The following is a 13997-nucleotide window of genomic DNA, read 5'->3' on the forward strand; positions in this document are numbered from 1 at the left end:
CATGCAAGCAATTCGAAAACGCTACTTTCCGGCTCTTGCCGAGTATATTCGCAGCGGCAGCGAGGCATCACTCTTTCAAGCGACCGAAATAGGAAAATTGCTGCATGGCATTCATCCGGAGGACATCATCGCGATACATGAGGAATCCATGCAAACGCTGGTGGCGAATGTGGAATCTGAAGAAGCGCTTCAACTATACAGCCGGTCCTTTATTTTCCTGATTGAGCTGATGGTCGCCTTCAGATTCCGGCTGCAGCCGGATGAGACTCCGGAGCAGCGCTTTAATGAAATGCGCGATATGCTGCTGAGTTCCCATCGTTCATTTCGGATGGTCAAAAATAAATACGAGAATGTGCTGCAGCACATGGACAGCGGCATTGCGATATTTGACAGCGATGGCATCCTGTCCTTTATTAATTTGCAGATGGCCAAGATGCTCGATATTCCCCGCAAAACACTCATCGGTTGCAATCTTCGGGAAATTCTGGCCAACTCGCAGCTGCGGCGGGGCACCAAGCGTATTTTGATAAAGCTGTACAAGGAAATGTTCCTGAGAAGAAGCCGTTATATGGAGTTTCAGGATGCCAGCGGCCGCCATATGCTGGTGACGGTTACATACGGGGATCAGCTGGATGGCGATTATTTGTTCAGCGTGAAGGACGTAACGGAGTATAAGCAGATCGAGCAGAGCGCTTACCAGAACGATAAATTGGCGATGCTGGGCAAGATTGCGGCGGCGATCGCCCACGAGATCCGCAATCCGCTGACATCGATCCGGGGCTTCATTCAGCTTCTGCGCCCACATTTGCTGCAGCTTGGAAAAGAAGAATATGCCCGGATTATATTGGCTGAGATCGACCGGGCTAACGATATCATTTATGAGTTTCTTAACTCCTCCAAGCCGTCTGCTCCCATGAAACAGAATATTCCCATCAACTCGCTGCTTCGGGAAGTGATTTTGCTGTGCGAAAGTGAAGCGCATATGAAGGGCTGCCAAATCCAGTTTGAATCCTATGATGAAGAGCTCACGGTATCGATTGATGTGAAGCAGATCAAGCAGGTTATTCTGAACATCGTGCGCAACGCCATGGATGCCATCGAGGAGATGAAAGACGAACGTTCGGGGTTGATCGATATTGTGACTATGAGGGATGGCACCTATGCGGAAATTACGATACGCGACAATGGACAAGGCATGGATCATACGACGAAAGCAAAGCTGTTTGAGCCCTTTTTCACGACAAAGGCAGCCGGTACCGGTCTGGGTCTTTCGGTGAGCTACCGCATCATCCGCAACCATGGCGGGACCATACGGCTATCCAGCAACAGCGGCGTGGGAACGGAGTTCAATATCTATTTGCCATTGGTGGAATAAACGATTAGAATCGGGTTATAACTTGGTTCTGGGTATGTACTCAGTAATCGGTTCAACCCGATTTTTTGCATACAAAAAAAGGAATATGAATAATGAAAGCGGTGATTCGGATGAGTATAAGGTTTACATATGCGGCACAGGAAGCAGAATTCGATACGATTGTCTGTTTCGTGAGCCGGGAAGAGTTGCGTGCGGAGGAGGCAGCGGATGCCCAGTGGGTTCATCCCCAGCTTGATGAATCTCTCAGAACGCATTTTCATAGCAAACTATTCAACGCGGAGCCCAGGGAGACGCTTTGTCTGGCTACGCTGGGACTTCTTCCGCAAGCCTATGTTATTTACGTCGGCGTGCCGAATACGGATCTGAACGCTGATAGTCTTCGTGATGCTGCAGCGGCAGCCGCGAAGTCGGCTAAACGGGTGAAGGCTGTTTCTGTCCGCCAGATTCTGCCCGGAGGGATCTCTATCATTACACAGGAATCTATGGTTATAGAGTTTGCGCAGGCCTTGACGGAAGGCTACCTGCTCGGCAGCTTCAGCCGCAAGTCGGAGAAGAAGGACGAGGAGAAGCGGCAGTCGACGCTTCAGACCGTCAATTATACGGTCGCAGGCTCGCAGGCGCATGCAGCCGCTTCCTGGGATGCAGGGATACGGCGCGGCACGGTATTCGCGGAATCGGTTGGCTATGCGCGCGACCTGGTCAATCTGCCGGGCAATAAGCTTACCCCCGAGATGCTGGCGGAAGAGGCGGAAGCCCTGGCTTTGACGCATGGTCTGGATTGTGAGGTTCTCGATGAATGGTCCGCAGCGGAGCAGGGGATGGGGGGACTCTTGGGCGTCGGACAAGGAAGCGCGAATCCGCCAAGAATGATCGTACTTCACTATACCGGTGCTCCACAGGACAAGGATGTCTGGGGTCTTGTCGGCAAAGGCATTACCTTCGATACCGGCGGGATTTCGCTCAAGAAGCCGCAGGGAATGGAGGCTATGATCTCCGATATGGGAGGCGCCGCGGCTGTGCTCGGCGCTATGCGAATAATCGGCGAGCTTCAGCCTGCGGTTAACGTGGTGGCTGTAATCCCTACTGCTGAGAATATGCCGTCGGACCGCGCGTTCAAGCCAGGCGATGTGATCAAGACGATGAGCGGTCTCACCATTGAGGTTGTCAATACCGATGCCGAGGGCCGTCTTGTACTGGCAGACGGATTGACCATGGCTATCCGCCGAGGAGCAACGAGACTCGTCGATGTGGCTACATTGACAGGCGCTGTACTGGTCACGCTGGGCAATGTGGCTACGGGTGCCGTGACCAATGATGAGACCCTGCTGCAGGAAGTGATGCATGCGTCCAAGAAAGCAGGCGAGCGGATCTGGCAGCTGCCAGCATATCCGGAATTCCGCAAGCAGCTGGAGAGCGATGCAGCGGACATGAAGAATAGCGGCGGCCGGTTCGGCGGCGCCAGCAGCGGTGGATTGTTTATCGGGGCTTTTGCCGAGGAGAGGCCTTGGGTGCATCTGGATATTGCCGGAACGGCGTATCTGGATCGTGAGCGCTCCTGGGAGTCCAAGGGTGGAACAGGCGTGATGGTGCGGACGCTCGGTGAGCTGTTGGTGTAAAAATTTTGACAGTGGTGTTAGCAGAAATACAGTCGGGCCAGTCATCCAGAAGGGGATAAAACACCATGTCATTTTGGCTTCATCTCATTTCGGTTTTTCGCCGAAAGAAGCTATCCGACCAGCGTAGAGGTCTGCTAACCTCGATTATGGAAGGAATTCCGGCCACCATTATCGGCAATTTGCTGGGCGGCCCTATGTTAACGATTTATATTGTATTCCTGGGAGGCAACTCGGAGGATGTCGGTCTGGCCGTTGCGATCCCGCAGCTGGCCAATCTGGTGCAATTGGTGGCCGCTTTCTCGATGCAGCGCTTTAACAACCGCCGGCTGCTGCTCACCGTCTTTGGCATAACCCACCGGATTATTTGGGTAGCCACCGGATTCATTCCTTTCTTCGTGACTGAGGAGTTGCGCGTTCCTGTATTTATCGGGATGTTCCTTGTGTCCTTCGTAAGTGCGTCCACAAGCGGTATGTTTTTTACCTCGATGATCGCCGATATGGTACCGATGAAGGTGCGCGGGCGTTATTTTGGCATCCGCAATACGATCCACTGGGCATTTGCCAGTATTTCGCTGCTGGTTGGCGGTCAGATTCTTGATCATTTCAACGAGCAGACCGGCTTTGTCATCTTGTATGCTGTCAGTGCGGTTTGTACGGTGTGGAATGGAATTGAGCTGCGGCGCTATCCGAACCTGCCCTTCGAGCGGTCGATGGCGACAAGCTCCGCAGCGCTGTTTCTCAAGCCGCTGAAGGATTCGGCTTATATGCGGGCAGTAGTGTTTATCGCATTGTTTATTTTGCTGCAAAATGTGGCCATTCCGTTGTTTTCCTTCGTGATGCTGGAAATTCTGGATATCAGCAAATGGAGAATTACGGTGATCACGACGGTTCAAATGATTGCAATGATGTTTAGCTATTATTATTGGGGCACACTAAATACAAGATTCGCCACGCGCACATTGCTGCTCTGGACGCTGCCGATTATTTCGGCTTCCTGCATGCTGTGGGCGGGCATCGAGATTTTGCCTGCGCTGCTGGTGCTGGTTATTGTTCATTGCGCGCTTGGATTTGGCCTCGGCGGATACAACCTGCTGGTATTCAATCTGATCATTGGCGACACGCCCAAATCGGATCGTCCGATGTATGTGGCGGTTTATTCCGCGCTTACCGGCCTTACCGGCTTCATCGGGCCGCTGGTTGGCGGCTATGTCTACAACTGGATTGATGAAAGCCCGTTTTGGCTGCAAAGCTATGGCATCTCCTTCCTGTTTGGAGCGGCCATGCTCGCGCTGTCGTTAACGGTGGGACCATTGGTATTTCGTGCGCGGCGAGGCCTATAACCCCTTGTTTGGAGGCGATAAGTGATGGGAATGGAATTGGATCTTGCTCAAGGCAGAAGGGATGACGAGGCATTACGGGTCCCGCCCGGACAGCGGCTGACGGCGGGATTCCCGGTATTGCATTACGGCGAGGTGCCTTATTACCGGGATATGAGCAAATGGGATTTGCGGATATTCGGCTTGGTGGATGAAGCTGCGGTTATTCCCTACAGCGACTTTATGAAGCTGCCGAAGAAGGAATTCGGCAACGATATCCATTGCGTCACCACATGGTCCAAGCTGGACAATGTGTGGGAAGGCGTACCGGTGGCAGCGGTTATGGAGAAGGTAAAGCTGAGGCCTGAGGCGAAATTTGTCATGCTGCATGCGGAGCATGGCTGGTCGACGAATTTGCCATTGGAGGATTTTATGCGGGATACCTCTTTCCTGGCCATCCGTCATAACGGGGAGCTGCTGACGCCGGATCACGGTTACCCGGTGCGGATGGTCGTACCGCATCTCTACTTCTGGAAAAGCGCAAAATGGCTGCGCGGCATCGAGTTTATGGCCGAAGACAAGCCGGGCTTCTGGGAGCGCAACGGGTATCACATGTACGGAGATCCCTGGAAGGAACAACGTTACGATTTTGAGTGAAAATAACTCTTCAGCCTTAAAAAGCGTCAGCACGCGACCTCTCCTGGAGGGGCTGCACTGATGCTTTTTTGAACGTTGGAAGGAAGCATTTATCCACAAAAAAACTTCATAAATTCCCATGGGAGAAAGACTTGGCTTCTAGCAGTCCCAAGGATGATTCAGCTTTTACATGCTCTCAATATTTCTCAGCGGAAGGATTGACAATAGTAACTGTAACAGTTATAATTACAGTATGCCAGACAATACCAGACGGGAATTCAGCATCATGCTGTGAGTCGTCAAATTGTCTAGACAGGTGTAACTTAGTTTGTTACAGATTGTTAGTAAATTTCACGATGGGTGGTGTTGTAGATGACATTTGAAATAAGCGATTGGGTACAGGCGAATACGAGCAACGGAGAATTGATTCATGGTTATATTGAATCCATGGACGGACAGCAGGGAATAGTGAAGCTGATGGTTGTAAAATCCGATAATGAAGAAGCAGTTGGGAAATCGATCACGGTTCGTGAGCATGGCCTGAAGCGTTTACCGGTAGCCTCGTTTGACGATGTCGGGCAAATACTGAACCTCATCGACTTGGCTCTTTCAACGCATGACGAAGCCTGGTTCACGGAGCTGACCGCGAAGCTGAAACCAGCCGAACAGAACGCTCAGAAAAGCCGTAATTTTCCCAGAATCCATACATCCTTTACCAACCGTCTCGGGCTTTATGACATCAAATAAGGACCAACGATATGGTAATAAAATAACCTCAAACTAGTCAATCGTCAAGTATTATACTTGGCGATTTTTTTTGTGTCTTCATTTGGGGATACTTTACAGACGACTCCCGGCTTTTTCAATTTTGTGCTATGTTAGGAAGGCCCGAAAAAAAGCGGCATACGAACCAGGCTATTTTCGGTGCATATTTTTACGAGGAGGTCCAATATGGCTTTTTTGAAATCCGTTTATAGCGCAATAACGGGGCCCTTCCGCAAAAGCATCCGCAATAAGCTGATCCTGATCATGGTGGTGCTCACGGTGCTGCCGGTTATCATTGTGACGCTGCTCGCAACGGACAATACGAGGGCGTCTATGGAGGACGAGGTGCTGGCATCGAATCTGTCACGAATCGGATGGACCGGGGATTATCTGGAACAGGAGCTGTCCGGGCTCAACACCATTGTTTATACGATCTTCATCAGCCCTGCCCTTAATGAATATCTGCGTGTACTGGATGAAACCAGCAATGCGAGCTTGTACGATGTGCAAAAGGAAGTCATTGACACGATTACCTCCGTTTCTTATTCGGCGAATGAGAATTTGTTCGATATCCAGCTGTATATGCTGAAGAATCATAAGCAGTTCAAGATCAGCATGATGCAGACGGCGATCAAGACGCCACCTCATATACCGGACATGTATTTGCAGATGATTGCCGGCAAGGAGGATTATCTGATTCAGAACAGCACGGAAACCCCGGGCTATTTTGAGCTGACCCGGAGCTTGAACCGTTTTGAGACGAAAGAGCAGCTGGGTTTTGTCACGCTCAAGGTGAACTGGAAAATAACCGCTGATGCCATGGACCTGATTAATCCGGGTCTGGAAAGCACGGTGTTCATAGCCGATCAGGCCGGCAAAATCATGTTTCAGCCCAGCGGCACACAGAAGCAGGAAGACGTGGAAGGATTGCTGCAGCAGATGGGCAGCGGTCCGGGCTACCTCAAAACCAAGGATAATTATGTCTTCTACGATACGCTCGATCCCTGGGGCCTGAAGCTGGTCAAAATGATTCCGATGTCCCAAATCAATCAAAGCGCCCGAACGACGCTGCAATACGGGTTGATTGTCGGCGCCGTGTCCATTGTCGTGTCCCTGGCGATTGCCATTATTATGGCCTGGACCTCGTCTAAACCGATTGTGAAGCTGGCCCGGTCCATGCAGAATCTGAGCTTCATGAAGGACGAGAACATATCGCCTACCAAACGGGTCGATGAAATCGGGCTGTTGGAGCTCAAAATGTACAATATGTCACAGCGGATACGGGATCATATCAAGACGGAGTACAGCATCAATCTGGAGAAGCAAACAGCGCAGCTGAAAGCGCTGCAGGCCCAAATCAACCCGCATTTTCTGCAAAACACGCTGCAGCTTATCGGCGGAATGGCTTTCTCGCAGACGCCGGACCGCCTGTATGCGGTGATCAAGGCACTGAGCGATATGTTCAGATACGTCATCCGCGAGCCGAATGAATGGGTGGAGCTGGAGAAGGAGTTTAATCATCTGCGCAATTATCTGTTTATTCAAGGCCAGCGGTATCCCAACCGGATTGTGACGCAGATCGTGGTGGAGCCGGGCCTTGAGATCTGTCAGATACCGAAGCTGATTTTGCAGCCGATTGCCGAGAATGCCTTTATGCACGGTTTTGATCTGAAGTCGTCAAGCTGGACTTTGACGGTGAAGGCCGCCAGGTACGGACAGGGGATGCTTATTACCGTTCAGGATAACGGGAAGGGCATGAGCGTAGAGAGGCTGGACAAGGTGAACCGCAAGCTGCAGATTGATGCGGATTCAATCGGGACAAGCGGGGATCATATCGGGCTTAGCAATGTGGCGGCGCGAATCAGACTGCATGATGGCCCTGACTATGGCGTCACAATGGAGAGCGTTCTGGGCTTGGGAACAACGGTAAGAATTTATTTGCCAATGACGGAAATGGGGGAGAACTAAATGATCAGGGCGATTATCGTGGATGACGAGCAGTGGACAAGAGATATTATCAAACGGTTCGGCTCCTGGCAGGAGCTTGATATGGAAATAGTAGGCGAGGCCGAGGATGGGCTGGAGGCTGAAAGGCTGATTCAGACGTTTGCTCCGCAGCTTGTCATTACCGATATGCATATGCCGGGCGCAGGCGGTGTGGAGCTGCTGAAATATTTGAACGAGAACCATCCGGAAATCAAAATTATTGTGGTCAGCGGCTACGATGATTTCGAGTTTACCAGACATGCCATAAGGTATAAGGTCAACGAGTATCTGTTAAAGCCGATCGATGCGGCGGAGCTCAACCATGCCCTGGGCAAATGCAAGGCGGAGCTGGAAGCCGAGCCGGCAGGATCAGGCGGATATGTTCCTTTCGACGCCGATATTCTTCAATTGATCAAACGGTACAAGCTGCTCTTGTCCGTTCAATTCCATGAGTTGAATGAAGAGGGAATCAGACATGTGCTGGATGCCTTTTTGCAGGAGGTTCAGTCGGGGGGATATAGCGATAAAATCTGGATGAGACAGCTGTACCAGGAATTCCTGTCCCATCTCAAGGAGCTGACGGTGAGCAATTCCGTTGAGCTTGGCCAGGCGGAGTTTGATTCAGAGCTCATGCTGCCCGGTCTTGAAGGGATGGTCCAGCAGCTGGGCGAGTGTTACTTGACCTCTCTGAATTTGCTGATCCAGCAGCGGAAATTCCGCAATAAGCTGAATCTGGATGAAATCAAAACCTTTATCGATTACAATTTTGCCGAGTCGATCTCTCTGGAGAAGGTAGCCCGCTCATTTTTTGTATCGAAAGAGTATTTAAGCAAAATATTTAAGCAGGAATTTGGACAAAATATGACGGATTACGTGCAGCAGGTGCGGATGATTAAGGCAAAGGAATGGATTCTCCAGGGGATTCCGATCAAGACGGTGGCCGAGATGTGCGGCTATGAGGAGCTGGGATATTTTTACAGAGTATTCAAGAAACAGCATGGGATTGCCCCGGGAGAATTGCGCAAAGGAACGCATGAGGTTTAATAAAGTGCAAAGAGAGAGGATAATTCCGTCCAATTAAACGCTTTCATTTAAGTATTACAATGAAACCGTATTCAAATCAGGTGTCAGGGAGGTCTTCACAGATGAAAAAAGCATGGAGTATTGTACTTAGCACGGCTCTGTCTGTCGGTCTGTTGGCAGGATGCGGCAGCGGCGGCGGCACAAATAACAATACGAATGGTGCAGCAGATGGAGGCAATGCGAACGCAGGCAAGCCAAAGTCGGTCACACTTAAATTTTTTATTGGCCAGCCCCGCTTCAAGCAGCAGTACGAGGGTTACATCAATGATTTTGTAGCCAAAGAGAAAGCGGAAAAAAATGTGGATATCAAAGTTCAGCTGGAAATGCCAAACTCGGATAACGCTCCGCAAATTTTGAAAACGCGTATGGCATCCAATGATGCCCCGGATATTTTCAGCCTTCACGCGGTCAATGAGGCACCTTCTTTCTACAAGGCCGGATATCTGGAAGATCTGACGAATCAGCCGCTTGCCAACAAACTGCTGGACAGCGTCAAGCCTTCCGTAACGATTGATAATAAAATTGTAGCTGTTCCGATGGAATCTCTGGCATGGGGCTTCCTCTACAACAAGAAAATCTTCGCAGACAACGGCATCACGCCTCCGACAACCTTGACGGAAATGAAGGCGATCGTCGAAAAACTCAAAGCGAAGAAAATCACGCCGTTCCTCCTCTCCTATCAGGAGGCCTGGATTCCGCAGTTGTTCCTGCCGCTTTCGGTAGGCGCGCTTGTCAGTACGGATCACAAGGATTTCATCGACAAGATGAACAAGGACGAAGGTTCTTTTGCGGAAATGAAGGATATGTTCAACATTATCGATCTGGTTAATGCGAACGGAACGGACAAAGCGATGGAAGTTAACGGAGACGACGGCGCAGCAGCGTTTGCAGCCGGCAAAGCGGCCATGTGGATCCAAGGCCCATGGTTTGCCGATACGATTCTCAAATCCAAAGCTGATTTTGATTTCGGCGTTGCGCCCCTGCCGGTTAACGATAATCCGGATGCAACGAGAATTGATTTGAGTACGTCAACGGCACTGGCTGTATCGCCTTCGAGTAAAAATAAAGAGTACGCGCTTGATTTCCTGAACTATGTACTGGATGACAAGACTTCCAGCGCATTTTATGAAAGCTTGAAATTCAATCCGGTTGCCAAGTCCCATACGTTTGAAACGTATCCTTGGGTAAATGACGCCATGGTCTATGTGAAAGATGGCAAATCCTATCAGGATCCGGTTATGCCGCAAGCCGTTAAGGATGAAGTCGGCAAAGCGCTGCAAAGCTACTTTGTGAAACAAATGTCGCAGGATGACGTGATTAAAGCGTTGGATAAAGCCTGGAAGGACTTCAACAAAGTAAACAAATAAGCCAATCCGCTGCGGAAGAGAGCAAAGTCCCCCGGGCCTTAAGCTTCTCTTCCGCCTTTTTCCAAAGTGTGCGACTCCAATCATGAGGTGATGGAACATGTTAGCAAAGCAAGTTAAAAGGTATGCCTCTTTGTTTGGTTTCTTGGCGCCTTCTCTGATCCTTTATACCGCTTTTCTGCTGATTCCGATGCTGGGTGCCATGTATTACAGCATTACGGACTGGAATGGCCTGAATCCGACCTATGATTTTGTCGGGCTTACCAATTTTGTTGAAGCGCTCAAGGATGACCCGGATTTTCTGACTTCTTTGTGGTTTACATTGAAGTATGTTGTGTTTATGGTTGTACTGCAAAATGTTTTTGCACTGTTTCTGGCTGTACTTATCGAATCGCGGACCAGGTCCAAAGGGTTCTTCCGGACGTTATTCTTTATGCCTAATATGATCAGTATGATTATCGGCGCCTTTATGTGGACCTTTATCTTCACGCAGGTCACAACACAGCTTGCCGAGAAAACATTCCTGACCTTCATGGATCAATCCTGGATCGGCGATCCCAAGTTTTCCTTCTTCTCGATTATTATCGTTTCCCTATGGAACGGTGTCGGTTATATGATGATTATCTATTTGGCAGGCCTGCAGGGCGTTCCGCAATCGCTGAAGGAAGCGGCGGTCATCGACGGGGCCAATGCCTGGCAGCGGTTCAGAAGCGTGACGCTCCCCATGATTACGCATGCGGTCACCATCTGTTTCTTCCTGACGCTTAACGGAGCCTTCAAAGTGTTTGAGGTCGTATACGGGCTGACAGGCGGCGGACCTGGCAGGAGCACACAGGTCATTACGATGAATATCTACGAGGAAGCCTTCTCCAACAACTTCCGTTATGGCTATGCCAGCGCCAAATCGATCATTTTGTTTATTATCGTATTGATCGTTACGATCATTCAAATCAGCGTTACGAAGCGAAGAGAGGTGGAGTCATGAGTAAGAACCGGTCTGCTTCCATTCTGATCAATGCCGTCCTCGCGGTGCTTGGAGCCATATCTTTCTTCCCCATCTATATGGCGTTTATCAATTCGTTCAAAACGCAGGGGGAAATGTTCAGCTCGGTTATGTCTCTTCCGACCAAGCTGCATTTTGAGAACTACAGTCAGGCCTTCACGCAGATTCATCTGCTGAACAGCACCCTCAACTCGGTCATTGTATCTGTTATCGGCATCGCCGGGATTGTTTTCTCGGCTGGTCTTGCAGGATACAAGCTGTCCAGAACGCCTGGCAAGCTGAGCGCTTTTATTTTCTTCCTGTTCGTTTCTTCCATGCTGGTGCCGTTCCACTCGATCATGATATCACTGACGCGGGTGGCCAAAAGCCTGCATCTGCAGGGCAGCGCCGCAGGGCTTGGCCTGATCTATATCGGGCTGGGCGTCAATATGGCCATCTTTCTCTATCATGGCTTCGTCAAATCGATTCCGCGGGAGCTGGAGGAATCGGCGCATATAGACGGCTGCGGCGAGTTTCAGACGTATTTCCGCATTATTTTCCCGCTGCTGCTGCCGATTACGGTGACGATCGCTATTCTCGATTTTCTGTGGATCTGGAATGACTTCCTGCTTCCGCTGTTGATGCTGACGGATGTCACGCGCTATACGCTCATTCTTTCGACCAATATGCTGTTTGGCGAATACAACAAGGAATGGTCGCTTATTCTCGCGGCGCTGGTGCTTACGGCGATTCCGGTCATTATCATCTATGCCTTCTTCCAGCGCTTCATCATGGAGGGAATTACGGAAGGCGCCATTAAGGGCTAAGCGGTGCAAGTTGGAAGGGGGCGGCAGTGTGAAGCAGCTGTTGTACGGCGTGGCCTATTATGATGAATATATGCCTTATGAAAGGCTCGACCGGGATATTGAAATGATGAAAGCGGCGGGTATCAATGTGGTGCGGATTGCGGAGTCGACATGGAGCACGCATGAGCCGCAAAATGGCATATTTGATTTCTCCTCCGTCGACCGGGTACTGGACGCGATGCATCAGGCGGGAATCGCCGTTATTGTGGGAACGCCGACTTATGCGGTTCCGACATGGATGGTCCGCGAGCACCCGGACGTGCTGGCGGAAACGGAGAAGGGGCCGGGGCGTTATGGCGCAAGACAGATCATGGATATCACCCATCCTGTCTATCTCTTCTACGCGGAGCGGATCATCCGCAAGCTGATCTCCCGCGTCAGCGCCCATCCCGCTGTGATCGGCTATCAGACGGACAACGAAACGAAGCATTATCACACTTCGGGACCGAATGTACAGCTTCGTTTTGTCAAATACATGCGGGATAAATTCAAGTCTCTGGATGAGATCAACCGCCGCTTCGGGCTGGATTATTGGAGCAACCGGATCAACAGCTGGGAAGACTTCCCGTCCGTAATCGGTACGATCAACGGCAGTCTGGGGGCGGAATTTGCCAGATTCCAGCGCAAGCTGGTAACGGATTTTCTCGCCTGGCAGGCGGCGATTGTAGGCGAATACAAGCAGGCGGGTCAATTTGTTACGCAAAATTTCGATTTTGAATGGCGGGGCTATTCCTACGGTGTTCAGCCGGATGTGGATCATTTTGCCGCTGCGGAGGCCTTTGATATTGCCGGTGTGGACATCTATCATCCCTCGCAGGATGAGCTGACCGGTACGGAAATTTCGTTCGGCGGCGATATGGCGCGATCTCTGAAAGGGAGCAATTATCTGGTGATGGAGACGCAGGCCCAGGCATTCGCCCATTGGGTTCCCTATCCGGGTCAGCTCCGGCTGCAGGCGTTCAGCCATCTGGCGTCGGGAGCCAATATGGTGGCCTACTGGCATTGGCATTCCATCCATAATTCCTTCGAGACTTACTGGAAGGGGCTGCTCAGCCACGATTTTCAGCCTAATCCGGTGTATAATGAAGCCGGAACGATCGGTCGGGATTTCGGTCGACTTAGCACTCATTTGATCAACCTGAAGAAACGTAACAGGGCTGCAATATTGGTCAGCAACGAGTCCTTGACCGCTCTGGAATGGTTCAAGCTGCCAGGCGGCTTCAAATACAACGATATTGTCCGACGTCTCTACGATGGACTGTACCGGATGAATATCGAAAGCGATTTTGTGCATCCGGGAACTAGCAATTTGGCGGAATATTCCCTGCTGATCGTACCGGCGCTTTATACAGCTCCAAGCGAGCTGCTGGAGAAGCTTAATGCTTTCGTCCGGGAAGGCGGCCATATCGTCTACACATTCAAAAGCGGTTTTACCGACGAGGATGTGAAGGTTCGCACAACCGCTCAGCCGGGGATGATCGGGGAAGCCTGCGGAATCTCCTACAGCATGTTTGCCGAGCCCCGCAAGGTCGGTTTGAGGAACGATCCCTATCAGGTTGGGGAAGAGCACAATGTGATTGAAGCCTGGATGGAATTGATCACCCCGCATTCGGCGGAGGTGCTCGCATATTACGATCATCCGCATTGGAGCGAATATGCCGCCATTACCCGCAATCATTACGGGAAAGGCAGCGCCACCTACATAGGCTGTCTGCCGAGTCCTGCCTTAACAGCCAAGCTGCTTGAGCAGGCTGTCCGGGAAGCGGGGTTATGGAGCGTGGAGCAGCAGCTGGCATTCCCGCTTATTATCAAGTCGGGAATGAATGAGCTTGGCCGCCGCATCCGCTATATTTTTAACTATTCGGATCAGCCGGCAAGCTTTAACAGCCCGTTTGCCGATGCACAGGAGCTGCTTTCGGGCAAGCCGATTGAGAACGGACAGGAGCTGACGCTTGACCGCTGGGAATTTGTTATTCTGGAGGAGCAGGGCTAGTGCGGCCTGGCTGCC

The 13997-nt window shown here is 50.9% G+C and carries 11 protein-coding genes; all 11 read left to right on the forward strand.

All coding sequences use genetic code 11. The features are described 5' to 3' along the window. The first annotated feature begins 1 nt into the window (after position 1). The 11 genes from AC0YOA_RS29610 (at position 2) to AC0YOA_RS29660 (ending at position 13982) form a co-directional block, all read left to right on the forward strand. The gene (locus AC0YOA_RS29610; RefSeq protein ID WP_475789680.1) at positions 2–1375 is read left to right on the forward strand and encodes an ATP-binding protein; all 1374 of its coding nucleotides are present in this window, start codon (positions 2–4) and stop codon (positions 1373–1375) included. Between the two features lie 92 nt (positions 1376–1467). Beyond that, a complete protein-coding gene (locus tag AC0YOA_RS29615) occupies positions 1468–2991 on the forward strand; it encodes a leucyl aminopeptidase (RefSeq protein WP_475789681.1) in 1524 nt (507 codons plus the stop codon). A 65-nt stretch (positions 2992–3056) separates the two neighbouring features. Further along, on the forward strand, positions 3057–4331 hold the full coding sequence (locus AC0YOA_RS29620) for an MFS transporter (protein WP_475789682.1): 1275 nt from the start codon (positions 3057–3059) through the stop codon (positions 4329–4331). Between the two features lie 24 nt (positions 4332–4355). Then, positions 4356–4964, forward strand: coding sequence for a sulfite oxidase-like oxidoreductase (locus tag AC0YOA_RS29625; RefSeq protein WP_475789683.1), 609 nt, complete (start codon positions 4356–4358; stop codon positions 4962–4964). 351 nt (positions 4965–5315) lie between these two features. Beyond that, positions 5316–5690 carry an IDEAL domain-containing protein gene (locus AC0YOA_RS29630; RefSeq protein WP_475789684.1) on the forward strand — a complete coding sequence of 125 codons (375 nt, stop codon included), beginning with the start codon at positions 5316–5318 and terminating at the stop codon, positions 5688–5690. 204 nt (positions 5691–5894) lie between these two features. Beyond that, positions 5895–7676 (forward strand): sensor histidine kinase, encoded by a 1782-nt coding sequence (locus AC0YOA_RS29635; RefSeq protein WP_475789685.1) that lies wholly within the window; start codon positions 5895–5897, stop codon positions 7674–7676. Next, complete coding sequence (locus AC0YOA_RS29640) at positions 7677–8738, forward strand: response regulator transcription factor (RefSeq protein WP_475789686.1); 1062 nt, start codon at positions 7677–7679, stop codon at positions 8736–8738. Between the two features lie 101 nt (positions 8739–8839). Beyond that, positions 8840–10144, forward strand: coding sequence for an ABC transporter substrate-binding protein (locus AC0YOA_RS29645; protein ID WP_475789687.1), 1305 nt, complete (start codon positions 8840–8842; stop codon positions 10142–10144). Positions 10145–10241: 97 nt separating this feature from the next. Further along, complete coding sequence (locus AC0YOA_RS29650) at positions 10242–11126, forward strand: carbohydrate ABC transporter permease (RefSeq protein ID WP_210045508.1); 885 nt, start codon at positions 10242–10244, stop codon at positions 11124–11126. Then, a complete protein-coding gene (locus tag AC0YOA_RS29655; RefSeq protein ID WP_475789688.1) occupies positions 11123–11950 on the forward strand; it encodes a carbohydrate ABC transporter permease in 828 nt (275 codons plus the stop codon). Before AC0YOA_RS29650 ends, AC0YOA_RS29655 begins: the two co-directional genes overlap by 4 nt. Positions 11951–11978: 28 nt before the next feature. Next, on the forward strand, positions 11979–13982 hold the full coding sequence (locus tag AC0YOA_RS29660; protein WP_475789689.1) for a beta-galactosidase: 2004 nt from the start codon (positions 11979–11981) through the stop codon (positions 13980–13982). Positions 13983–13997: the final 15 nt, after the last annotated feature.

The sequence above is a fragment of the Paenibacillus sp. JT22N12 genome (genome assembly GCF_056269365.1).